The organism is Streptomyces flaveolus (genome assembly GCF_000716535.1).
Classification (GTDB): Bacteria; Actinomycetota; Actinomycetes; order Streptomycetales; family Streptomycetaceae; genus Streptomyces; species Streptomyces flaveolus_A.
Window position 1 is genome coordinate 115,502 of sequence record NZ_JNWV01000028.1, and the last position, 22,917, is coordinate 138,418.

19 protein-coding genes are annotated in these 22,917 nt (G+C 71.9%); 6 read left to right on the plus strand and 13 right to left on the minus strand.

All coding sequences use genetic code 11. From position 1 onward, the window contains the following. Positions 1 to 49: 49 nt before the first annotated feature. Both OO52_RS28920 and OO52_RS28925 read right to left on the minus strand, forming a co-directional pair. The gene (locus tag OO52_RS28920; RefSeq protein WP_030652502.1) at positions 50 to 1,153 is read right to left on the minus strand and encodes a Gfo/Idh/MocA family protein; all 1,104 of its coding nucleotides are present in this window, start codon (positions 1,151 to 1,153) and stop codon (positions 50 to 52) included. Between the two features lie 86 nt (positions 1,154 to 1,239). Then, a complete protein-coding gene (locus OO52_RS28925; RefSeq protein ID WP_030652499.1) occupies positions 1,240 to 1,791 on the minus strand; it encodes a flavin reductase family protein in 552 nt (183 codons plus the stop codon). Between the two features lie 107 nt (positions 1,792 to 1,898). Here OO52_RS28925 and recO point away from each other — a divergent pair, with 107 nt between their 5' ends. Further along, entirely contained in the window at positions 1,899 to 2,645 is a 747-nt protein-coding gene (recO, locus tag OO52_RS28930; protein ID WP_030652494.1) for a DNA repair protein RecO, read from the plus strand. Positions 2,646 to 2,675: 30 nt separating this feature from the next. Further along, a complete protein-coding gene (locus OO52_RS28935; RefSeq protein WP_030652491.1) occupies positions 2,676 to 3,524 on the plus strand; it encodes an isoprenyl transferase in 849 nt (282 codons plus the stop codon). A 3-nt stretch (positions 3,525 to 3,527) separates the two neighbouring features. On the opposite strand, the gene OO52_RS28940 is transcribed toward OO52_RS28935, so the two are convergent. From OO52_RS28940 to OO52_RS28955, 4 genes are read right to left on the minus strand one after another with little or no spacing between them, the layout of a single operon-like run. Beyond that, a complete protein-coding gene (locus OO52_RS28940; RefSeq protein WP_030652488.1) occupies positions 3,528 to 3,947 on the minus strand; it encodes a Fur family transcriptional regulator in 420 nt (139 codons plus the stop codon). Positions 3,948 to 4,007: 60 nt separating this feature from the next. Then, positions 4,008 to 4,910, minus strand: coding sequence for a metal ABC transporter permease (locus OO52_RS28945; protein WP_030652485.1), 903 nt, complete (start codon positions 4,908 to 4,910; stop codon positions 4,008 to 4,010). Next, on the minus strand, positions 4,910 to 5,680 hold the full coding sequence (locus OO52_RS28950) for a metal ABC transporter ATP-binding protein (protein ID WP_030652482.1): 771 nt from the start codon (positions 5,678 to 5,680) through the stop codon (positions 4,910 to 4,912). Before OO52_RS28950 ends, OO52_RS28945 begins: the two co-directional genes overlap by 1 nt. Positions 5,681 to 5,691: 11 nt before the next feature. Continuing rightward, positions 5,692 to 6,672, minus strand: coding sequence for a metal ABC transporter substrate-binding protein (locus OO52_RS28955; RefSeq protein ID WP_030652480.1), 981 nt, complete (start codon positions 6,670 to 6,672; stop codon positions 5,692 to 5,694). Positions 6,673 to 6,832: 160 nt separating this feature from the next. Here OO52_RS28955 and OO52_RS28960 point away from each other — a divergent pair, with 160 nt between their 5' ends. Next, complete coding sequence (locus OO52_RS28960) at positions 6,833 to 8,215, plus strand: glycine--tRNA ligase (protein ID WP_030652477.1); 1,383 nt, start codon at positions 6,833 to 6,835, stop codon at positions 8,213 to 8,215. Between the two features lie 67 nt (positions 8,216 to 8,282). Here OO52_RS28960 and OO52_RS28965 read toward each other — a convergent pair whose 3' ends face one another. Continuing rightward, positions 8,283 to 9,335, minus strand: coding sequence for a chitinase (locus tag OO52_RS28965; RefSeq protein WP_030652475.1), 1,053 nt, complete (start codon positions 9,333 to 9,335; stop codon positions 8,283 to 8,285). A 105-nt stretch (positions 9,336 to 9,440) separates the two neighbouring features. Further along, positions 9,441 to 10,868 (minus strand): MFS transporter, encoded by a 1,428-nt coding sequence (locus tag OO52_RS28970; RefSeq protein WP_030652472.1) that lies wholly within the window; start codon positions 10,866 to 10,868, stop codon positions 9,441 to 9,443. A gap of 189 nt (positions 10,869 to 11,057) precedes the next feature. Between OO52_RS28970 and OO52_RS28975 the strand changes: the two genes are divergently transcribed. Continuing rightward, complete coding sequence (locus OO52_RS28975) at positions 11,058 to 11,930, plus strand: helix-turn-helix transcriptional regulator (protein WP_030652470.1); 873 nt, start codon at positions 11,058 to 11,060, stop codon at positions 11,928 to 11,930. A 20-nt stretch (positions 11,931 to 11,950) separates the two neighbouring features. Here the strand turns inward: OO52_RS28975 and OO52_RS54685 are convergent, their stop codons facing one another. Further along, the gene (locus tag OO52_RS54685) at positions 11,951 to 12,508 is read right to left on the minus strand and encodes a DUF6766 family protein (RefSeq protein ID WP_356197644.1); all 558 of its coding nucleotides are present in this window, start codon (positions 12,506 to 12,508) and stop codon (positions 11,951 to 11,953) included. Between the two features lie 100 nt (positions 12,509 to 12,608). Then, positions 12,609 to 14,060: an MFS transporter gene (locus OO52_RS28985; protein ID WP_030652464.1), complete on the minus strand. Its 1,452-nt coding sequence runs from the start codon at positions 14,058 to 14,060 to the stop codon at positions 12,609 to 12,611. 185 nt (positions 14,061 to 14,245) lie between these two features. On the opposite strand from OO52_RS28985, the gene dusB reads away from it, so the two are divergent. Beyond that, on the plus strand, positions 14,246 to 15,376 hold the full coding sequence (gene dusB, locus OO52_RS28990; RefSeq protein WP_030652461.1) for a tRNA dihydrouridine synthase DusB: 1,131 nt from the start codon (positions 14,246 to 14,248) through the stop codon (positions 15,374 to 15,376). Positions 15,377 to 15,703: 327 nt separating this feature from the next. On the opposite strand, the gene OO52_RS28995 is transcribed toward dusB, so the two are convergent. From OO52_RS28995 to OO52_RS29005, 3 genes are all read right to left on the minus strand, one after another. Next, positions 15,704 to 17,272, minus strand: coding sequence for a hypothetical protein (locus OO52_RS28995; protein ID WP_051818789.1), 1,569 nt, complete (start codon positions 17,270 to 17,272; stop codon positions 15,704 to 15,706). A gap of 375 nt (positions 17,273 to 17,647) precedes the next feature. Further along, positions 17,648 to 19,585 (minus strand): amylo-alpha-1,6-glucosidase, encoded by a 1,938-nt coding sequence (locus OO52_RS29000; protein ID WP_030652455.1) that lies wholly within the window; start codon positions 19,583 to 19,585, stop codon positions 17,648 to 17,650. Then, positions 19,582 to 21,231 carry an MGH1-like glycoside hydrolase domain-containing protein gene (locus OO52_RS29005; protein WP_030652453.1) on the minus strand — a complete coding sequence of 550 codons (1,650 nt, stop codon included), beginning with the start codon at positions 21,229 to 21,231 and terminating at the stop codon, positions 19,582 to 19,584. Before OO52_RS29005 ends, OO52_RS29000 begins: the two co-directional genes overlap by 4 nt. A 122-nt stretch (positions 21,232 to 21,353) precedes the next feature. Between OO52_RS29005 and OO52_RS29010 the strand changes: the two genes are divergently transcribed. Next, positions 21,354 to 22,574, plus strand: a complete 1,221-nt coding sequence (locus OO52_RS29010) for an ROK family transcriptional regulator (RefSeq protein WP_030652450.1) — start codon at positions 21,354 to 21,356, stop codon at positions 22,572 to 22,574. Positions 22,575 to 22,917 lie beyond the last annotated feature (343 nt).

The following is a 22,917-nucleotide window of genomic DNA, read 5'->3' on the forward strand; positions in this document are numbered from 1 at the left end:
GGTCCCCCGGGCCCGACGGCCCGGGGGACTTGTCGTGCGTGCGGTGCCGTTACTGACGGACGCCCGTCTCGGCGGCGCGCGCGATCCGGTCCAGGAGCCGGTGGTGCCCGACCGCGTGCCGGAAGTCGGGCACGGTCCGGGTGCCCTCCTCGATGTCGGTGCGCAACTGGGCGTAGGCATGCGCGACCGGCGACGCCGGCCCGCTCACCCCGCGCACGAGCTGGTACTCGTCGGGGACGGGCAGCACGGACAGCTCCTCGTCGCCCCGGGCGCCGCGGAGGGTGAACTGGCCGAACTGGAGGTGCCCGGTGTCCCCGGTGACCACCAGGTCGCCCTCGGTGCCGTTGATCTCCCACAGGAGGTTGGTGGACCGGCTGGAACCGCCCCGGTAGTGCAGGGAGGCGACCGCGCCGCTCTCCAGCACACCGGACACGGCGATCTGGTCCTCGGCGGTCTGCGGCAGCGACTCCCCGGTCTCCGCGACGCGCACCTTGCCGCGGCGCGTGGCCGTGGTGGCCGTGAGCCCGGCGAAGCCCGACAGACACATCGTCAGCGCGTCCAGGGTGTGCCCGAACGGGATCGTCATCAGCGTGGCCCCGTTGGCGCGGTCGGCCGTGTACGCGCCGCGGGAGCCCACGACCGGCCCCCAGCCGCCGCCGGAGCCCACCAGGGTCGTGGACAGCACCTCGCCCACGTACCCCTGGGCGATCAGGTCCCGCAGGTACCGCACGGCCGGGGCGGAACGGGACTGCAGACCCACCGCGGTGCGCACCCCGCGCCGCTCGGCGAGCGCGGCCAGCGCCTGGGCCTCCTCGGGGCCGACGGCCAGCGGCCACTCGCTCAGCACCATCGTGCCCGCCTCCAGCGCGGGCTCGATCAGTTCACGGTGCCGGGGCACCTTCACCGCCACCACGACGAGGTCGATGTCGTCGTGGGCGGCCAGCTCGGCGACGTCGGTGAAGGCCAGCGGCACCCCGTACTTCTCGGCGGAGCGCCGCGCGGCCTCCGCAGAGGACGCCGTCAGACCGCGCAGCTCGAATCCTTCCACCGCGGCGAGCGCGGGCAGGTGCCCGCGGGCACCCCAGCCGCCGTCGGCGCTGAGACCGACGATGCCGACTCCGAGGGGCCCGGGGGAACCGGTGCTCTGTGTCATGAAGGGTCAACCCACTAACTGTTGGTCCGGCAGGTACCGGAGAACGACGGACGGCGATGATCGGGCCGCTCCAGCCCAGCCCGGCGTCAGGCGGCCAGCCGCTCGTACGACCCGCGGTAGAAGATCAGCGGCGCCCCGTCCTCCCGGCTGCTGAGCCGGTGGACACGGGCGATGACCACGTCGTGGTCCCCTGCCGGGTGCTCGGCCTCCACCGAGCACTCCAGCCAGCCGATGGCGCCGTCCAGCACGGGCGTCCCGGCCGGTGTGGTGCTCCACCGGACGCCCCGGAACTTGTCGGCGCCGCTCGCGGCCAGGCGGCTGCTCAGCTCCCGCTGGTCCGCGCCGAGGATGTTGACGCAGAAGCGTTCCGCGGCCCGGACCCGCGGCCAACTGGTGCTCGTCCGGGCGATGCAGAAGAGAACGAGCGCGGGGTCGAGGGACACCGAGGTGAAGGAGTTCACCGCGAGACCGACCGGTGCGGCATCGCCCGCGCGAACCGCGGTCACCGCGACGACACCAGTGGTGAACCGGCCCAGCGTGGCCCGGAACTCCTCATGGCTGACCTGGTTGACCTGGTTGACCTGGTTGACGCCGCTGACGCGGCTGACGCGACTGACGGAATCTGTCGACGAGGGCATGCCTCCATCCTTGGTCCCCCGACAACCCGTAACAAGTGCGTACGCAAAGTAGTGGTGGCACCAACACGTGCGGCAGCACCGCCCCCGGCATGGGCGAGAATGGAGCCATGAGTCTGTTCCGCGACGACGGCATCGTGCTGCGCACCCAGAAGCTGGGAGAAGCGGACCGGATCATCACGCTGCTCACGCGCGGCCACGGCCGGGTCCGGGCCGTCGCCCGGGGCGTGCGGCGTACGAAGTCCAAGTTCGGCGCCCGGCTCGAACCCTTCTCCCACGTCGACGTGCAGTTCTTCGCACGGGGCAGCGAGCTGATCGGGCGTGGGCTGCCGCTGTGCACCCAGAGCGAGACCATCGCTCCCTACGGCGGCGGCATCGTCACCGACTACGCGCGCTACACCGCCGGGACCGCCATGCTGGAGACGGCCGAGCGGTTCACGGACCACGAGGGCGAGCCGGCCGTCCAGCAGTACCTGCTCCTGGTCGGGGCCCTGCGCACGCTCGCCCGGGGCGAGCACGCGCCGCACCTCGTCCTCGACGCCTTCCTGCTGCGCTCCCTCGCCGTCAACGGCTACGCGCCCAGCTTCGGCGACTGCGCGAAGTGCGGGATGCCCGGCCCGAACCGGTTCTTCTCCGTGGCGTCCGGCGGCTCCGTCTGCGGGGACTGCCGGGTGCCCGGCAGCGTCGTACCGTCCCCGCAGACCCTGGTGCTGCTGGGGGCGCTGCTTACGGGAGACTGGGAGACGGCGGACGCGTGCGAGGCGCGGTACGTCCGCGAGGGCAGCGGGCTGGTGTCCGCCTACCTGCACTGGCATCTGGAGCGCGGGTTGCGCTCCCTGCGGTACGTAGAGAAGTAAGCACGGCACGGTCGAGGAGACGAGAAGGACATGGTCGTACGCGGGATCCTGGGGCGCCAGCGGCGCGAGTACAAGGCGCCGGAGCCGCACCCGTCCGGTGCCCGCGCGCCCAAGCTCCCGGGTGAGCTGGTCCCGAACCACGTGGCGATCGTCATGGACGGCAACGGGCGGTGGGCCAAGGAGCGGGGGCTGCCGCGCACAGAGGGGCACAAGGTCGGCGCCGAGCGGGTGCTGGACGTGCTCCAGGGCTCCATCGAGATCGGCGTCCGCAACATCTCCCTGTACGCCTTCTCCACCGAGAACTGGAAGCGGTCGCCCGACGAGGTCCGCTTCCTGATGAACTTCAACCGCGACTTCATCCGCAAGACCCGCGCCCAGCTCGACGAGCTGGGCGTCCGGGTGCGCTGGGTGGGCCGGATGCCCAAGCTGTGGAAGTCGGTGGCGAAGGAGCTCCAGGTCGCCCAGGAGCAGACCAAGGGCAACGACCTGCTCACCCTGTACTTCTGCATGAACTACGGCGGCCGTGCGGAGATCGCCGACGCCGCGCAGCGGCTCGCCGAGGACGTGAAGGCGGGCCGGCTCGACCCGTCCAAGGTCAACGAGAAGACCATCCAGAAGTACCTGTACTACCCGGACATGCCGGACGTCGACCTGTTCCTGCGGCCGAGCGGCGAGCAGCGCACGTCCAACTACCTGCTCTGGCAGAGCGCGTACGCCGAGATGGTCTTCCAGGACGTGCTGTGGCCCGACTTCGACCGCCGTGACCTGTGGCGGGCCTGCGTCGAGTTCGCCTCCCGCGACCGCCGCTTCGGCGGCGCCGTCCCGAACGAGGAGCTGCTGGCCATGGAGGCCGCCATGAAGGGCGACGGCACCTCGTAGCCGCTACGGCGAGCAGCCCTCGGCGCAGTCGGCACACGTGCCGAAGATCTCCACCGTGTGGGCCACGTTGACGAAACCGTGCTCGGCGGCGATGGCCTCGGCCCACTTCTCCACCGCCGGGCCCTCCACCTCCACCGCCTTGCCGCAGGCGCGGCAGACCAGGTGGTGGTGGTGTTCGCCGCTGGAGCAGCGGCGGTAGACGGACTCGCCGTCGGACGTGCGCAGGACGTCGACCTCGCCGGCCTCGGCGAGGGACTGGAGGGTGCGGTAGACCGTGGTCAGGCCGACGGAGTCGCCCTTGTGCTTGAGCATGTCGTGCAGTTCCTGCGCGCTGCGGAACTCGTCGACCTCGTCCAGGGCCGCCGCCACGGCCGCACGCTGGCGGGTCGCGCGGCCCTTCACGGGCGGTCCAGCGGTCGTCACCGTTGCCTCCTCACGTCTGCTGCTGCCCGGGCCATTGTGCCAGGCCCGGGCTGTCGGCGGTCAGACGCCGACCTCGTCCGCGGCGCCCCGCGCGGCCGGAATCGCGCACTCCGCGGGGTCCCCGGCGGGCTGGGCCGCGGCGGCCGCACGGGCGCGTCGCCGGGCCAGCGGGCCGGCCAGCGCGGTCAGCACGATGAACGCGGCGATGGTCAGCAGGACGATCGTGGCGCCGGGCGGGACGTCCTGGTAGTACGACGTGACCGTGCCGCTGACGGCCACCACCACGCCGATCGCCACCGCGATCACGAACGTGACGGTGAAGCTGCGGCTGAGCTGCTGCGCCGCCGCCACGGGGACGACCATCAGCGCGGACACCAGCAGCAGGCCGACGACCCGCATGGCGACCGTCACGGTGACGGCCGCGGTGACCGCGGTCAGCAGGTTCAGCACGCGCACCGGCAGGCCGGTCACCCGCGCGAACTCCTCGTCCTGGCTGACCGCGAACAACTGGCGGCGCAGGCCGAGCGTGACCAGCAGGACGAACGCGGCGAGCTCGCAGATCGCGGTCACGTCGGACTCGGACACCGTCGACAGGGAGCCGAACAGGTACGACACCAGGTTGGCGGTGGAGCCGCCCGGCGCGAGGTTGATCAGCATCACACCGCCGGCCATACCGCCGTAGAACAGCATGGCCAGGGCGATGTCACCGCGCGTCTTGCCGTACCAGCGGATCAGTTCCATCAGGACCGCGCCGAGGACGGAGACGGCCGTCGCCATCCACACGGGGGACGTGGACAGCAGGAAGCCGAGGCCGACGCCCGTCATGGCCACGTGACCGATGCCGTCGCCCATCAGGGCCTGGCGGCGCTGGACCAGGTAGATGCCGATCGCGGGCGCGGTGATGCCGACCAGCACGGCGGCCAGCAGCGCCCGCTGCATGAAGGCGTAGTTCAGGAAGTCCATCAGCTCAGCAGTCCCGTGCGGATCGGTTCGGCGCCCGCCGGAGCGTGCGGGTGTACGTGGTCGTGGCCGGGCAGCGCGTGCTGGCCGACCGCGCGCGGGGGCGGGCCGTCGTGCAGCACGCAGCCGTCGCGCAGGACGACCGCCCGGTCGATCAGGGGCTCCAGCGGACCCAGCTCGTGCAGCACGAGCAGGACCGTCGTACCGGATTCGACCTGCTGCCTCAGGGTGCGCGCCAGGATCTCCTGGCTGGCCAGGTCGACGCCCGCCATCGGCTCGTCCATGATCAGCAGCTCGGGCTCGGCGACCAGCGCGCGGGCGATCAGCACCCGCTGGTGCTGGCCGCCGGACAGGGCGTTCACGGAGTCCTTGGCGCGGTCCGCCATGCCGACCAGCTCCAGGGCCGCGCGCACGGCCTCCCGGTCGCTCCTGCGGAAGACGCCGAAGCGGGTGCGGGACAGGCGGCCCGAGGAGACGATCTCGGTGACCGTCGCCGGGACCCCGCCCGCGGCCGTCGTCCGCTGCGGTACGTAGCCCACGCGCGCCCACTCCCGGAAGGACCGGCGCGGGGTGCCGAACAGCTCGATCGTGCCGCCGCTCACCGGCACCTGGCCGATGATCGTGCGGATCGCCGTGGACTTGCCGGAACCGTTCGCGCCGAGCAGCGCGACGACCTCGCCGCGGCCGACGGTGAGGTCGATGCCGCGCAGCACGGGGCGCGCGCCGAGTTCGGCGGTCACCCTCCGCAGGGCTATGACAGGCTCGCTGGTCATCTCGTCTCCTGTCACTTGGCGCCCAGTGCCTGCTGGAGCGCCTTGAGGTTGGCCCGCTGGACCGCGAAGTAGTCCTTGCCGCGGGACTTGCCGGTGATGCCCTCGATCGGGTCGAGGACGTCGGTCTTCAGCCCGGTGTCGTGGGCGATGGTCTTGGCCGTCCTGTCGCTGACGAGCGTCTCGTAGAAGACCGTGGAGACGCCGTCGGCCTCGGCCATCTTCTCCAGGTCCCTGACCCGGGCGGCGCTCGGCTCGGACTCGGGGTCGAGGCCGTTGATGGCCTCCTCGGTGAGGCCGTAGCGCTCGGCGAGGTAGCCGAAGGCGGCGTGCGTGGTGATGAAGACCTTGCTCCTGGTGTGCGCGAGGCCGTCCTTGAACTCGGTGTTCAGGTCGTTCAGTTGCTTCACCAGGGCGGCGGTGTTCTTCTTGTAGTCGGCGGCGTGCTCCGGGTCGGCCTTCTCGAAGGCCTTGCCGACGCCCTCGGCGACCTGGGCGTAGCGCACCGGGTCGATCCACAGGTGCGGGTCCTTGCCGGGGGACTCCCCGCCCTCGTGGCTGTCGTGCTCGGCCGCGTGGCCGCCGACCTCGTTGCCGTGGTCCTCCAGCGTGGTCAGGGAGGCCGCGTCGATCTTGGTCTTGACCGGGGACTGGGCCACCGCGTCGTCGACGGACGGCTGGAGGTTCTTCAGGTACAGCACCGCGTCGGACTCCTGGAGCGAGGCGATCTGCTGGGGGCTGATCTCCAGGTCGTGCGGCTCCTGGCCGGGCGAGGTGAGGGTGGTGACGTGGACGTGGTCCCCGCCGATCCGCTCGGCGAGGAAGGTCATCGGATAGAACGACGCGACGACGTCGAACTTGCTCGTGTTGGCCGCGACCGCCTTGTCGCCGGAGCAGGCGGACAGCGTGCCGATCCCGAGGGCGGTGGCCGCGGCGACCGCGGCGGCGGGTATGAGGCGCTGCGCGCGGGGCCGGGTGCGTCGTCGTACGTTCATGACAGTCATTTTCAACAAACATGGAAACCGTTGTCAACAACGCTCGTCAGACGGTCTGGGCAGGGGCCGATTTGGTCGTGGGGGAGCCTGCGCCGGTAACCTGAATCATTCGCTGGAAGCATCTCGCTTCAACGCCCGTCGTCGTAATGAAGAGAGCACCGTGGCCGCCGACAAGATCGACACCATCGTCAGCCTGAGCAAGCGCCGTGGCTTCGTTTTCCCCTGCAGTGAGATCTACGGCGGACAGCGTGCCGCCTGGGACTACGGACCGCTGGGTGTCGAGCTCAAGGAGAACATCAAGCGCCAGTGGTGGCGCTACATGGTGACGTCGCGCGAGGACGTCGTCGGTATCGACTCGTCCGTCATCCTGGCCCCCGAGGTCTGGGTGGCCTCCGGCCACGTCGCCACCTTCACGGACCCGCTGACCGAGTGCACCGCGTGTCACAAGCGGTTCCGCGCCGACCACCTGGAGGAGGCGTACGAGGAGAAGAAGGGCCACGCCCCGGCGAACGGCCTCGCGGACGTCAACTGCCCGAACTGCGGCAACAAGGGCCAGTTCACCGAGCCCAAGCAGTTCTCGGGACTGCTGTCCACGCACCTCGGCCCGACCCAGGACTCCGGCTCCGTCGCCTACCTGCGCCCCGAGACCGCCCAGGGCATCTTCACCAACTTCGCCCAGGTGCAGACCACCTCGCGCCGCAAGCCGCCGTTCGGCATCGCCCAGATGGGCAAGTCGTTCCGCAACGAGATCACGCCGGGCAACTTCATCTTCCGCACCCGCGAGTTCGAGCAGATGGAGATGGAGTTCTTCGTCAAGCCGGGCGAGGACGAGCAGTGGCAGGAGTACTGGATGGAGCAGCGCTGGAACTGGTACACCGGCCTGGGCCTGCGTGAGGAGAACATGCGCTGGTACGAGCACCCGAAGGAGAAGCTCTCCCACTACTCCAAGCGCACCGCCGACATCGAGTACCGCTTCCAGTTCGGCGGCTCGGAGTGGGGCGAGCTGGAGGGTGTCGCCAACCGCACCGACTACGACCTCAGCGCGCACTCCAAGGCCTCCGGCCAGGACCTCTCCTACTTCGACCAGGAGGCCGGCGAGCGCTGGACGCCGTACGTCATCGAGCCGGCGGCGGGTGTCGGCCGCACCATGCTGGCCTTCCTGCTCGACGCCTACGTCGAGGACGAGGCGCCGAACGCCAAGGGCAAGATGGAGAAGCGCACGGTGCTGCGCCTGGACCACCGCCTGGCCCCGGTGAAGGTCGCCGTGCTGCCCCTGTCGCGGAACCCCGAGCTGTCCCCGAAGGCCAAGGGCCTCGCCCAGGCGCTGCGGCAGAACTGGAACATCGAGTTCGACGACGCCGGCGCCATCGGCCGCCGCTACCGCCGCCAGGACGAGATCGGTACGCCGTACTGCGTGACCGTCGACTTCGACACGCTGGAGGACAACGCGGTCACCGTCCGCGAGCGTGACTCCATGAAGCAGGAGCGCGTGTCGCTCGACCAGATCGAGGGCTACCTGGCCCAGCGCCTCGTGGGCGCCTAGTCACACCGCCGGATGCCGGGCGAGCCGCCAGCGCGGACTCGTCCGGCATTCGCGTGTCCGCCCCCGCTCAGCGGCCCTGGAGCGCCCTGACGTTGTCGCCGAAGGTCCAGTTCTTCGACCCGTCCCAGTTGACCGACCACGTCATCAGGCCCTTGAGCGAGGTGCCGTAGTGCTTCCAGGCCTGGGAGACCAGCGACGGGGACATGTAGCCGCCGCCCGCGCCGGACTGGGCGGGCAGGCCCGGCACCTGCTTGTCGTACGGCACCTTGATCGTCGTGCCCTGCACCACCAGGCCCTTGTTGAGGCAGTCGGTCTGGGCGGTGAAGCCCTGCACCGTGCTGGCCGCGTAGGAGTCGCCGGAGCAGCCGTACATGCTGCCGTTGTAGTACTGCATGTTCAGCCACCACAGCCGGCCGTTGTCCGCGTACTTCTTGATGATCGGCAGGTACGCGCCCCAGATGGAGCCGTAGGTGACGCTGCCGCCGGTGACGTACGCCGTCTCCGGGGCCATCGTCAGGCCGAAGCCCGCCGGCATCTGCCCGAGGATCCCGTCGATGATGCGGATCAGGTTGGCCTGGGACGTCGACAGTTGGCCCATGTTCCCGCTGCCGACCAGGCCCGTCTCGATGTCGATGTCGATGCCGTCGAAGTTGTACTTCTTCAGGATGGGCACGATCGTCGCGACGAAGCGGTCGGCCACGGTGGAGGAGCTGAGGTCGATACCGGCCGCCGCGCCGCCGATCGACAACAGGATCGTCTGGCCGGACGCCTTGGCCGCGCACATCTCGGCCGGCGTGGCCACCTTCACGCCGGCGTCCATGCCGTCCTCCCACAGGGCCGTGCCGTCGGAGCGGATCACCGGGAAGGCCGCGTTGATCACGTTGTAGCCGTGGGCGGCGATGCGGGAGTCGGTGATCGGGGTCCAGCCGAAGGGCGGGTGGACGCCGTTGGCGGCGCCGTCCCAGTTCTCCCAGTAGCCCTGGAGCACCTTGCCCGCCGGCTTCGGCTTCACCGCGCAGGTGTCGGCGGCGGAGGCGGCGGGCGCGGTGGCGATCGCGAGCGGGGCGAGAACGGCCGCGGTGAGCGCGGCGGTGAGGACGCGCAGGGTACGGCGGAGCATGGGGCCTCCCGGTGGGGGATCGGCGAGGTGTCATGTCGTAGACATGACAGTGCGCGTGGTCCAGACCTCTCGTCAATAGGTCTGGACCAAAAGCCCCGACGGGCCTCAGCTCACCGTCCGCGGCAGCCGGAGGCTCAGCAGCCCCGTCAGCACGATCCCGCCGAGCTGCACCAGCAACGTGCTGACCAGCGCGTCCCGCATGCCCAGGTGCGGCACCAGGGTCAGGAACAGCGTGCCCAGCGTGGCCACCCCCAGCGCCAGCGCCGACTGCTGCGTGGTCACCATCACCCCGCTGCCGACCCCGGCCCGCGCGGGCGGCACCTCGGACATCACCAGCCGCATGATGTTGGGCAGTTGCAGCGCCTGACCCGCACCGGCCACCGCCGCGCCCGGCAGCAGCGAGACGATGTCCAGCCGCGGCCAGTCCCGCCACGCGGCCAGCACGATCAGCAGCACGCCCACCCCCTGGAGCACGGACCCGGCCGTGACCACCCGGGTGCCGAAGCGCGCGATCAGCCGGGGCCCGGCGAGGGAGGCGAGCAGGAACGCCACGGCCATCGGCGCCAGCGCGAGCCCGGCCGGCACCGGACCGAGCCCGGCACCCTGCTGCAACGCCAGCGCGATCATGAACATGAACCCGCTGAAGCCGATGGAGAACGGCACCATCAGCTCCAGACCGCGCCGCATGGACGGCACCCGGAACAGGCTCGGCGGCACCAGCGGGGTCCGGCCCGACCGGTCCGCCCGCCGCTCCACCACCCAGAACGCGCCCGCCGCGAACGGGAACGCGGCCAGCGACAGCAAGGTCCACAGCGGCCAGCCGGCCGCCCGGCCCTCGGTGAGCGGCGCGAGCAGCGTCAGCAGCGACACCGCGAGCAGCGCGGTGCCCGGCCCGTCCACCGGCTCGGGGTGCTGTGAGCGGGTCTCCGGCACGAACCGCGCGGCGAGCACGAGCCCCAGCACGACCACCGGCACGTTGACGAGGAAGATGGCCCGCCACCCGGTCCCCGCGATGTCGGCGGCGACCAGCACCCCGCCGAGGATCTGCCCGGCCACCATGGACAGCCCGGCCGTGGCGCCGTAGAGGCTCATGGCCTTCGCCCGGCGCGCGCCGCTCGTGGCGGACTGGATGGTGGCGAGCACCTGCGGCAGCATCGCCGCGGCCGAGGCGCCCTGCGCGACCCGGGCCGCGACCAGGCTCCAGGCGCCGGGCGCCAGTCCGCAGGCCAGCGAGGTGAGCCCGAAGGCGGCCATCCCGGCGAGGAACAGCCGGCGCCGGCCGAACAGGTCCCCGAGCCGCCCGCCGAGCACGAGCAGCACGGCGTACGCGACCCCGTACCCGGCGACGACCAGCTCCAGCACGGCCTCGCCCGCGGCGAGATCGCGGCCGATGGTCGGCAGGGCGACATTGACGATGAAGAAGTCGACCAGCGGCAGCGCCGCGGCCAGCAGAACGGTGAACAGCCCGGGCCCGCCGAGCGCGGGCGGCGCCGCCGTCGGCCGGACGGCGGGGGCGGTGACGGTTTCACTCATGCTCCCGAGCCTGGAACACCGCCCAGGCTGGTACCAGAGTCTCCTCATCCTGGTAGCCGAACTACCCGGAACCACCCGGGGCCGGGCCGGATCGCGTGCCGGACTCCGGGTCATGCTGGTGGTCCGCGGCCCTTGTCCTGGTACTGGAAGTACCTGGCAACAGGGTGGACGGCCCGGCACCCTGGACCTATGACGACCTCGGTACAGGAAAACCGGGTGCAGCCCGCCCGGGGAGCGGAGATCCGCCGGCACGAGCTGGCCGCGTTCCTGCGCAGCAGACGGGAGCGCATCACGCCGGAGCAGGTGGGCCTGCCGCGCGGAACCCGCCGCCGCACCCCCGGGCTGCGCCGCGAGGAGGTCGCCCACCTCTCCGCCGTCGGCGTCACCTGGTACACCTGGCTCGAACAGGCCCGTGACATCCAGGTCTCCGTCCAGGTCCTCGACGCCCTCGCGCGCGCCCTGCTCCTGGACGCCAGCGAACGCGCCCACCTCTTCCAGCTCGCCGGCGCGACGGACCCCACCCCGGCGGCCACCTGCCCGAGCATCACCCCCGCCCTGCGCGAGATGCTGACCGGGCTGGAGCCGATGCCGGCCTGCATCCAGAACAGCCGGTACGACATCCTCGCCTACAACCGCACCTACAGCCGCCTCCTGGGCGACCTGGACGCGGTACCGCCCGAGGACCGCAACTGCATGCTCCTCGTCCACACCAACAAGGAGTGGCAGGCGGCGGTCGTCCACCTGGAGAAGACCCAGCGCCTGATGGCCGCCCGGCTGCGCGCCGCCCTGGCCGGCCATCTCGGCGAGCCCGCCTGGAAGATGCTCCTGAAGCGGCTGGACGAGTCACCCGCCTTCCGCGAGAACTGGCAGCGTTACGAGGTGGTCGACACCCGCTCCAAGACCAAGGAGTTCCTCAACCCCTACGTGGGCCACCTCAGCCTGGAGCACACGGACCTGTGGCTCGCCCCCGAGGTCGGCGCCCGGATGGTGACGTACATGCCGAAGAACGAGGAGACCCGGGAGCGGCTGGAGAAGCTGTACGAGATCGCGTGCGGGCGCTGACCCTCAGCGGGCGCCGGCCCTCAGCCCTCCACCCCGGTGGCGGTGTGGGCCGCGCCGACCGGCTTGGACTCGGGGGAGCGCACGCTGGCGCAGATAGACGGAGAGGATGGCCATCGAGGCGACGGCCAGCAGTTCCGACTGCAGTTCTGCAGGGTGCGGTCCCAGAAGTCGGCGGAGCCCAGGTACGCGGACCAGGAGATCGGCGCCTGGAGCTGGCGCAGGTGCTCCTCGTTGTAGGCGGCGACGCCGGTGACGGACTGGGCGAGCCAGGACCACGCGAAGATCGTGGCTGGCGCAGGAGGACTCGGCGGACTGCTCGACCTCCTGCCGGGTCTCCGGGGCGAGCGCAGCGCAGCCGCGGGGGCCGTCGGCCCGCCGGACGCTCTCCTCGAAGCGCACGGCGGCCCGTGACGCGGCCGTCTCCCGCTCGCCGAGGGTGGCGCAGCCGCTGAGGCAGACAGCGCAGAGGAGCGCGCGCCTCCAGCACGGCAAGGCAACCTCCACGGGCTCGGCGCAACTCCTGCCGGCCATCGTGAGCCGGCACCCCCACCACCCCGGGAAGCCGCGCCGCACCCCACACGGACAACAGAGCGTTCGGGCTAGGGGGGTGCGGCGGGGGGCTCGTCCGGCCTGCCGGGACCGGAGCGGGATGCCGAGCGCGGCCGGTGGGGCTCGGTGTCAGGCCCGGTCTGCGGTTTCCGCTACCTGGTGCAGCTCCGGTGACCGGAGGCTCTCGGCTGTGCGGGCGGCGGTTCGGCGGGCCCAGTGGCCGCTGGTCAGCAGGCCCAGGGTCAGGACGGCCAGGCCGCAGGCGGTGAGGATCCACCAGCCGGGGCGGGCCGCCGAGACGAACACCTGCCGGTACGGGGACGAGCCGATGCCGGAGGCCAGGACGGCGCCGATGACCGCGACGCCGAGCGTCTGGCCGAGCTGCCGGCTGGTGGAGGCGACGGCGGCGGCGACACCGGCCTGGGCGCGCGGCATGCCCGAGACGGCCGTGTTGGTGATCGGCGCGTTCACGAAGCCGAAGCCGATGCCGAACAGGACGTAGCCGAGGAAGAGGGTGACGTCGGAGGTCTCCGCCTCGAACGCGGCGAACAGCACGCCGCTCGCGGTCATCGCCGTACCCGCCACCAGGAGCGGCAGGCGCGGGCCGCGGCTGCCCACCAGACGGCCGGACAGCGGGGCGCACAGGAACGTCGGCAGGGCCATCGGGAGCATCCACAGGCCGGCGTGGAGGGCGTCCAGGCCGCGCACGTTCTGCAGGTACAGGGTGGACAGGAACAGGAACCCGCCGAGGGCCGCGAACGCGCTGATCGCGATCACCGTGGCGCCGCTGAACGGGGCCGAGCGGAAGAAGCGCAGGTCGATGAGCGGTTCGTCGCGGCGGGGCTCGTACCAGAGGAGGGCGAGCAGCGCGGCCACGGCGACTACGGCGTACGGCGTCACCGGGCCGGCGCCCGACTCCGGTGCCTGGATGATCGCGTACGTCAGCGAGCCGAACAGGGCGATCACCAGCACCTGCCCGACCGGGTCGGGGCGGCGGGCCTTGGGCGCACGGGACTCGGGGACGAAGCGGAGGGTGAGCAGCAGGGCCGCGAGGCCGACCGGGAGGTTGACCCAGAAGATGGAGCGCCAGCTCACCGACTGCACCAGCAGCCCGCCCACCAGCGGACCCGCCGCCATCGAGATGCCGACCACCGCGCCCCACGCGCCGATCGCGCGGGCGCGTTCCCGGGCGTCGGTGAAGGTGTTGGTGATGATCGACATGGCGACCGGGTTGAGCATCGAGCCGCCCACCGCCTGGACCATGCGGAAGACGACCAGCAGTTCCAGGTTCGGGGCGACGGAGCAAAGTACGGAGCCGACGGTGAACACCGTCAGGCCCGCCATGAAGACGCGTTTGCGGCCGATCCGGTCGGCGGTGGAGCCCGCCAGCATCAGCAGCGAGGCCAGGACCAGCGTGTAGGCGTCGATGGTCCACTGCAGGCCGGAGGTGGTGGCGTGCAGGTCGCGCTGCAACGAGGGCAGGGCCACGTTCAGCACGGTGTTGTCGAGGCTCACGATCAGCAGGCTCATGCAGCAGATCGCGAGCACGAGCAGGCGTCGGCGAGGGCTCAGCTCTGGCATGTTCCCCATCGTACGCCGAACTCAATAGTGCGTCTAACTAATGAGTCCTACATGATCCTCGGGTCGGGAGAGGGGGCGCTCGACGGAGCCGGCGGACGAGGCACGGGTCGAGTGGGGGACAATGGGTCCTTGCTCAGTGTTCCTGTGTCCGTCCTGTGCCGTAGATCCGCCCCGGAGTCCTGACGATGACCCACCCGCTCTCCATCGGCCCGCACGCCGTGACACCGCCCGTCGTGCTCGCACCCATGGCGGGGATCACCAACGCGCCCTTCCGCACCCTGTGCAGGGAGTTCAGCGGCGGCAAGGGGCTGTACGTCAGCGAGATGATCACCACCCGGGCGCTGGTCGAGCGCAACGAGAAGACCATGCAGCTGATCAGGTTCGACGCGAGCGAGCAGCCGCGCTCGATCCAGCTGTACGGCGTCGACCCCGCGACCGTCGGCAAGGCCGTCCGCATGATCGCGGAGGAGGGCCTGGCCGACCACATCGACCTGAACTTCGGCTGCCCCGTGCCGAAGGTGACGCGCAAGGGCGGCGGCTCGGCCCTGCCCTACAAGCGGAACCTGCTGCGGGCCATCCTGCGCGAGGCGGTCAGCGGGGCCGGTGACCTGCCGGTGACCATGAAGATGCGCAAGGGCATCGACGACGACCACATCACCTACCTCGACGCCGGCCGCATCGCCGTGGAGGAGGGCGTGACGGCCATCGCCCTGCACGGCCGCACCGCCGCCCAGCACTACGGCGGCACCGCCGACTGGGACGCCATCGCGCGGCTGAAGGAGCACGTGCCGGAGATCCCCGTGCTCGGCAACGGTGACATCTGGTCGGCCGAGGACGCGCTGCGGATGGTGCGGGAGACCGGGTGTGACGGGGTGGTCGTGGGGCGCGGGTGCCTGGGGCGGCCGTGGCTGTTCGCGGATCTCGTCGCGGCGTTCGAGGGCCGGGACGATTTCCTGCGGCCCACGTTGCGGGAGGTCGCCGACGTCATGGTGCGGCACGCCACGCTGCTCGGGGAGTGGATCGGTGACGAGTCCAAGGGCGTGGTCGACTTCCGCAAGCACGTCGCCTGGTATCTGAAGGGGTTCGCGGTCGGGTCCGAGATGCGCAAGCGGCTCGCGATCACGTCGTCGCTGGAGGAGCTGCGGGCGGGGCTGGACGAGCTGGATCTGGAGCAGGCGTGGCCGGTCGGGGCGGAGGGGCCTCGGGGGCGTACGTCCGGCAACAACCGGGTGGTGTTGCCGGACGGGTGGTTGAAGGATCCGTACGACTGTTCCGGGATCACCGAGGAAGCGGAGCTCGATACGTCGGGTGGTTGAGCGGGCTGGGGCTGAGCGTTCCTGCTGGCTGGTCGGCCTGGGTGGCTGACCGTCCCTGGGGCTCCGCCCCAGACCCCGCCAGGGGCTCCGCCCCTGGACCCCGGCCTCGCCCACCCACCACCCGACTCGGGCGGCTGGAAGGTGCCGTGCCCGGGCTCGGGCGGGCGGGGAGGTGCGGCGCCCGGGCTCGGGCGGCTGCAAGGTGCCGTGCCTCGGCTCGGGCGGCCGCGAGGTTCTGCGGCCCGGCTCCTCTGGTGGCCGGAGGGTCACGCGTCCGGGCTCGGGCGGCTGGAAGGTGCCGTCCCCCGGCTCGGGTGGCAAAAGGGGTCAGCCCTTCTTCGGGTGGGGAGTCGAGCCGTAGGCCGTCAGGAAGCGGTCGCGGAAGGAGCTCATCTTCCATACCGGGGCGTCGTGGGCGGGGCGGAGCCCGTTCGTCCAGTTCCAGTCGGCGATCTTGTCCAGCATCTTCGGGTCCTTGGCGACGATCGACACCGGCACGTCACGGCTGGCGTGGTTGCCGCTGACCCGGGCGATCGGCTGGTGGTCGCCGAGGAAGACCAGCACGGTGTCCTCGGTGCCGTACCGCTCCAGCCACTCGGTCAGCGCGGTCACCGAGTACTGGACCGACTTTCCGTACTCCTCGCGGGACTTGGTCGTGTCGGCGATGACGTCGGCCGGCTTGTTCCCCGCCGCCTCGATGCCCTTGAAGACGGAGCCGTCACCGAGCTGGTCCCAGTCCACCATCTTCGGGATGGGCGCCCAGGGCTGATGGCTCGACGTCAGGATGAGCAGGGACATCCGCGCCTTGCCGTCGGCCGGCCGCTTGCTGTGCACCCGTTCCTGGTACTGCTGGAGCGCGTACTGGTCGGGCATGGTCGACCAGCTGAACTTCGGCCCCTGGTAGCCGAGTTGGAAGGCGTTGTAGACCTTGTCCAGGCCGTACCACTTCTGCTCCGGCCACCCCTTCTGCACGCCCGGCATGACCCCCACCGTGTCGAACGCGCCGGTCTTCTCGAACGCCCCCGTCAGGCTGAGGTGGTCGCTGGCCATCACCGTGCGGTAGCGCTGCTGATTGCTGATCCACAGGCCCGACATGGTGGTGGAGTGGCCGAGCCAGCTGCTGCCGCCGTAGGTCGCCGAGGTCAGCCAGCCGCTCTTCGCGTGGAAGCCGGCCTTGGCCAGCGCCTTGGTGCGGACGTCGAGCGTCCGGTCCACGCCGGGCGCCATGACCGGGTCCTCGATCGCACTGCGGCCGTAGCTCTCGATGAAGGTGAAGATCACGTCCTTGCCGCGCAGGTCGGGGACCAGCTGACTGCCCGGCGTGTTCCCGAACGCGTCGACCCGGGCCACCTTCCGGAACTCCGCCTCGTCCTTCAGCGTGGCCGACACCCGGCGCGCCTGGACCTTCAGCGCGGTCGCGGTGCGGTCGGAGGCGATCGGCACGCCCGCTATCTGGAGCCCGAGCGAGGAACAGGTGATCCAGACGACCCCGGCGACCAGGGTGCCACGGGTCGCGGTGCCGGGGTTGCGGGCGAGGAGGTTGCTCAGCCGGACCATGGACAGCGCGAGCAGCACGAAGAGCAGCAGCACGACCACGACCAGTCCGGCCACGGCGGCTAGGGTGGCCGTCCGCCCGAGGGAGTCCTCCAGATACGACTCCGCGTCCCCGAACAGACTCCAGTCCAGTACGACGTTGAAGCTGCGGCCGAGGTACTGGTTGAACCCCATGTCCAGCGCGTTGAGCACGGTCATGGCTCCGAGGAGCACCCCGGACACCGCCGCCAGCACCACCCGGGGCCGCCGGGGCAGCGCGAGCAGCACGGCCGCCCCGATCACGGCCTCGGCGGGTATGCGGAAGAACTTCGCGGGCCCCAGCCGGACGACCGTGTTGGGCATGACCAGTGCCGCGACGACAAGGGCCGCGGCGAGCACGGTGACGGTGACGGAAAGGGCCCGTGCGGCCTCCGGATGTCCCTCCCGCCAGCGCCCGCGCCACGCCGACCATGCGGCCCAGGGACGGCGGAACGTGCGTGCGGCGGATTCGGTGACCTCTTCGGCCACGCCCTCGGCAGAGGCATCGGCAGAGGCATCGGCAGAGGCAGACTGGAGCGCGCTCATGCCTTCCGGTACGGCCCACGGAGAAGCACCGTTCACGACCGCTGGGCAAACACCTGGTCAACACGGCCGACGGCACGTCAGCGCCCTGAAGGGGCCCGGGGAACCGCGCGCACGACCCCCGCGGACCCGCACCCGTCCCGCAACCGACCCCTCTCAGGCGCCCCCCACCGCCGTCAGCAGAGCAAGCGGCGCGGCGGCGGACCGGGCCCCCCGCCCACACGCGTGCGGATACGGCACCGGCGCACCGTGCGGACCACGCCCGTACCCCGCCAGCACCTCCGGCAACCGATGCCCGCCAGCCGTCGCCGCGTCGATCAGCGCGTGGGCGACCGTGCGGGCCTCGTCGTGCAGCCCGTACCGCGCCAGGCCCAGGGCGATCAGCGCGTTGTCGTGGGGCCACACGGACCCCCGGTGATGGGACAGCGGATGGTACGCGGGCTGGCCGGCGGCCACCGTGCGGACGCCCCAGCCCGAGAAGAAGTCCGGCTCCAGCAGCCGCCGGCCCACCACCTCGCCGTACTCCTTGTCCAGCAGCCCCGACCACAGCAGGTGCCCGGCGTCGGACGCCAGCGCGTCGATCCGGCGGCCCTGTCCGTCCAGCGCCAGCGCCGGGAAGGACTGTTCCCGCATCCAGAAGTCCCGCTGGAAACGGTCCCGGAGGTCGGCGGCAGCCTGTTCCAGCAGCGCGGCGTACGTCTCGTCGCCCCACACCGTCCGCGCCACCCCGGCCGTGCGGCGCAGCGCGTCGTACGCGTAGCCCTGGGCGCCCGCCGCCATCACCGCGCCGGTGGGCCGGGTGCCGTCGGCGCAGCAGATCGCGCCGGGGGAGTCCTTCCAGTTCTGGTTGGCGAGGCCGCCCTCGTCGGCGCGGTAGACGAGATAGCCGCGCGAGGTCAGGCCGCCGTGGTCGAGCATCCAGCCGACGGCGGCCCGGGCGTGCGGCTCCAGGCGCCGGGCCGGCTCCGTGTCCCCGGTCCGCTCGACGTACGCGCCGAGCAGGATCAGGAAGAGCGGGGTGGCGTCGACCGAGCCGTAGTAGCGGCCGAACGGCACCTGGCCGAAGTGGGCCAGCTCGCCGTGGCGTACCTCGTGCACGATCTTGCCGGGCTGGGCGACCGGGGACCGGCCGGTGCCGGTGGCCTGGGTGGCGGCCAGGGCGAGGAGCGTGGCGGCGGCCGACCGGGGATGGTACGGCAGGACGAACAGGGAGGTGAGGAGCGCGTCGCGGCCGAGCAGGGTGAGGAACCAGGGGGCACCGGCCGCCGGCACGCGCAGGTCCTCGCCGTCCGGTCCGGTGGCCGGGACCTGGAGCGCCGCCAGGTCGGCGAGGCCCCGGGCGCAGGCGGCGGCCAGCTCCGGCCAGCCGGTCGGGAAGGCCACGCCCTCCATGAACTCGGCCTCGCGCGCCAGGAGTTGCTCCTGCACGGCGGCGGGGTCGCGGGGCACCCGCAGGGCGCGCTTCTCGCCGTGCGGGCGGGCGATCACCCGCAGCAGCAGCTCGGTCGTGCCGTGGGGTGCGAGGTCGAGGGTCCACACCAGGCGGCGGGCGCCGGTGCCCGTCTCCTCCACGGCGTCGGGGGCCGGGTCGGCCGTGATCGTCGTACAGGACCGCCATTCGGCGCGCCGGTAGGTGAACTCGATGCCGTCGGGGAGGACTTCGCGGGAGCGCAGGGCACCGGCCTTGGCGTACGTCCGGTGGTCGGAGCGGAGTTCGAACTGGTCGGTGAAGTCGGCGTCGACGGTGAGCGCGAGCCGTGCGGTGGTGGGCACCGGGCGGTTGCTGGTGACCTTCAGGGACTCCACGAACGAGCTGTCCCCGACAGCCTGTTCACGGAAGAGGGTGTAGGCCGGGGGCTCCTGCCGGCCGCCGCGCGGGACCAGCACACAGCGGGCCTCGTCCCCGTCCGTGACCGGGGTGAGCACCTCGGGCACCGCGCCGTCGAGGGTGAGCTGCCAGCGGCTGAGGTGCCGGGCGTCCCGGACGAACAATCCGTCCGGGGAGCTGCCGCCCCGCACTCCGCTGATGTCGCCACGGTCGCCCACGGCGGCGAAGCTGGCGCCGTGCACGAGCAGATGATGTCGGTCCGTCATCCCCGGTCCCCTCCTCTGTCACTCCTGTCGAACGGTCCGCTGTCCGTGGGGGGTACGACTCTTTGTGTGCTCTTGTCCAGATTTTGACGCTCGTGGCACACGGTCGGCCGGTGGCACAGGTCGAGCGCGAGGGCCGCCGTCCAGCCGAAGCCGGTGGCTCCGCAGGGCTCACCGGTGTACGGGTCGACGTACTCCGCGAAATCGGTGGCGTCGGCGAGGTCCAGCACCGCCTGGCGCAGGGCGTCGGCCGCCGCCGTCTCGCCGTGTGTGCGCAGCCCGCGCTCCAGCAGCCAGCTCGTGTTGAACCAGGCGGGTCCGCGCCAGTAGCGGTGCGGGTCGAAGGCCTCGCCGAGGAGGTCGTAGCTGGGCACGAGCCGGGTGCGGTCACCGACCGAGAAGTGCGGCCCGCGCACGGTACGGACGAGGGCGGCGGCGATGCCGCGGGGGAGGCCGGGCAGGATCAACGGCACCAGCCCGGAGACACCGCGCTCGGGCAGGAGACGGGAACCGAGGCCGAGGGGCTCGCGACGGGGGCGGGAACCGGAGGCGAGGGGCTCACGGCCGGGGTGGGAACCGGAGGCGCGGGGCTCGCGATCGGGGCCGGCGCCGGGGGTGCGTAACTCGTTGTCAGGGCCGGAACCGGAGGTGCCGCGTCCGGCGGGGGTGTCCTCGCCCCGCAGGTCCCGGCACAGGAACATCCCCGCCTCCGCGTCCCACAGCCGCGCCACCAGCGTCGCCGTCAGCCGCTGCGCGCGGGCCCGGCGGGCGGAGCCGGTCGCGCCCAGTTCCTCGGCGATCCGCGCGAGCGCGTACTCGGAGGCGATGAGGAGGGCGTTGAACGCCGGGTCCTCCACGGCGAACTCCCCGCCCCCGTCGGCGTACCCGGCGTCCCGGTAGTCCGCGGCCAGCCGCACGTACCGCCCGTAGTCCAGATCCGTCGGCCGGTCCTCGGCCGCGCCGTGGTCGAGGTCGGCGCGGCGGAAGGAGCGGGCCGGGGCGGGGGTGATCCGGGCGAGCGGGGCGTCCCAGCAGGGGCTGTTGTCCATGCCCTGCTCCCAGGGGTGGACCACGGACACCAGCCCGGCGCCGCCCAAGTTCCGGCGGTGCAGCAGGTACCGGTGCCAGGCGGCCAGCCGTGGGTGGACCCGGGCCAGGAAGCCGCGGGCCCGGGACAGCCCGGGGTCGGCGCGGTGCACCAGCCAGGCCGCCAGCGCGTGCACCGGTGGCTGCACGATGCCGGAGGTCTGTAGCGTGCGCGGGGCGCCCGCCGTGCGCCCGGCGGTGGAGGAGCGCCAGAAGTCGGGGCTCGGGAAGTACGCGTCGAGCGGTACGGAGGGGTTGAACACGATGTGCGGGACGCGGCCGTCGGCCCACTGGGCCGCGAGCAGCGTCTCCAGCTCCGTCTGGGCCCGCAGCGGTGAGACGTGCCGCAACCCGACGGCGATGAACGCGGAGTCCCAGGACCACTGGTGCGGATACAGGTCGCGGGAGGGCACCGTCGACGCGCCGGTCCAGTTCGCCTCCAGCACCCGGGCGGCCCTCGCGCGCAGGGACGTCCCCGTGGCCGGGGTGGTGGCCGTGGGCGGTGGATCGTATGCCGTCTCGTAGGGGGTGGAACGGGCAGTGAGCTGGGTGGTGCGATCCACTCGGGGCTCCCCGAAAAGACGTCCGGCCGACGCGGTTCGGCCCCGGCCACCGTAGGGTTACGTCTATTTAACACGCAAAACTCAATATGTAAGGCAAACTGAGGAAACACAAGGGGGTGCGCATGACCGGACGTCCGGGGAGGGTCGGCAAGAGCGGAAGCCAGGCGAGCGCCGGCGATCTGCTCGAACTGGTGCGCAGCGGACGGGCCGTGACGCGCGGCGCGCTCCAGCAGGCGACCGGACTGTCCCGGGCCACCGTCGGCCAGCGCCTGGACCGGCTGTTCCGGGCGGGCTGGCTGCGCGAGGGCGCGGGCGGCCCGGTCGACTCGCCGCTCGGCGGACGGCCCTCCATCACCCTGGAGTTCGACGACTCCCACGCGGTGGTCCTCGCCGCCGACCTGGACACCCGGCACGCCCGCGCGGCCGTCCTCACCCTGACCGGCGAGATCCTCGCCGAGCACGCCGGCACGCTGGCGGTCGAGGAGGGCCCCGACGCGGTCCTGGGCGAGCTGGGCCACTGGTTCGCCGAGCTGCTGACCAAGGCCGGGCACCGCGCCGAGGAGGTGTGCGGGATCGGGCTCGCGGTGCCGGGCCCGGTGGACAGCGAGACCGGCCGGGTGGTCCAGCCGCCGATCATGCCGGGCTGGGACGGCTACGACGTGCGGGGCCGCCTCTCCCGCGCCCTCACCGAGCACACCGGGGCCCCCGCGGTCCCGGTCCTGGTCGACAACGACGCCAACCTCATGGCGTACGGCGAACAGCGCACCGGACACCCCGACTGCACGGCCTTCGTGCTCGTCAAGGTGTCCACGGGCATCGGTGCCGGGGTGGTCGTGGGCGGCTCGATCTACCGGGGCGTCGACGGCGGCGCCGGCGACATCGGGCACATCCGGGTCGGCGCCGAGGCGCTGTGCCGGTGCGGTTCGTACGGCTGTCTCGCGGCGGTCGCCAGCGGCGGTGCCGTGGCCCGGCGGCTGGCCGCGTCGGGGGTGCCGGCCGCCTCCGGCTCGGACGTGCGGGACCTGCTGGCCGCCGGGCACCCGGAGGCCGCCGCGCTGGCCCGGGAGGCCGGGCGGCAGGTCGGGGACGTACTGGCGACGGTCGTGACCCTGCTCAACCCGGGCGTGCTGATGATCGCGGGCGACCTGGCCGGAACGCCCTTCCTGACCGGCGTGCGCGAGCTGCTCTACCAGCGGGCGCTGCCCCGCTCCACGGCCCACCTGGACGTCGTCACCTCGCGGCTCGGGGAGCGCGCCGGGCTGATCGGAGCCGGGGCGCTGGTGGTGGAGCACCTGTACGCGCCGGACCGGGCGGAGCAGCGGCTGTCGGAGATGGGTGTGTGACAGGGCTGTTTCCGCCGCCGACCGGCGTCCGCAGGGCGGTCCGCATGGTGAAACGGAGCGGTCTGTGGCAGCGTGATTCTCGCCACCCTTGATAAGGGTTACGCTCAGATGAGCGGATCAAGCACGGCTGCACTTCCTCAAGGGGTGGCACTCGGTGCCACCCCTTGATCGTTCATCGATCGAAATCAGTCGCGCCGCGACCCGCTCATGTGAGCAGAAAACTGCACCTGTGGGCACCGCTGTCTTCAAGAAGTGAAAACATAAGGCTGGCTTCGCTTGCCAAGCCTTGACTTTCGATCCGCTGGCGGACGGGTGGTTACAGGCGTATGACGCGCAAGTGGAC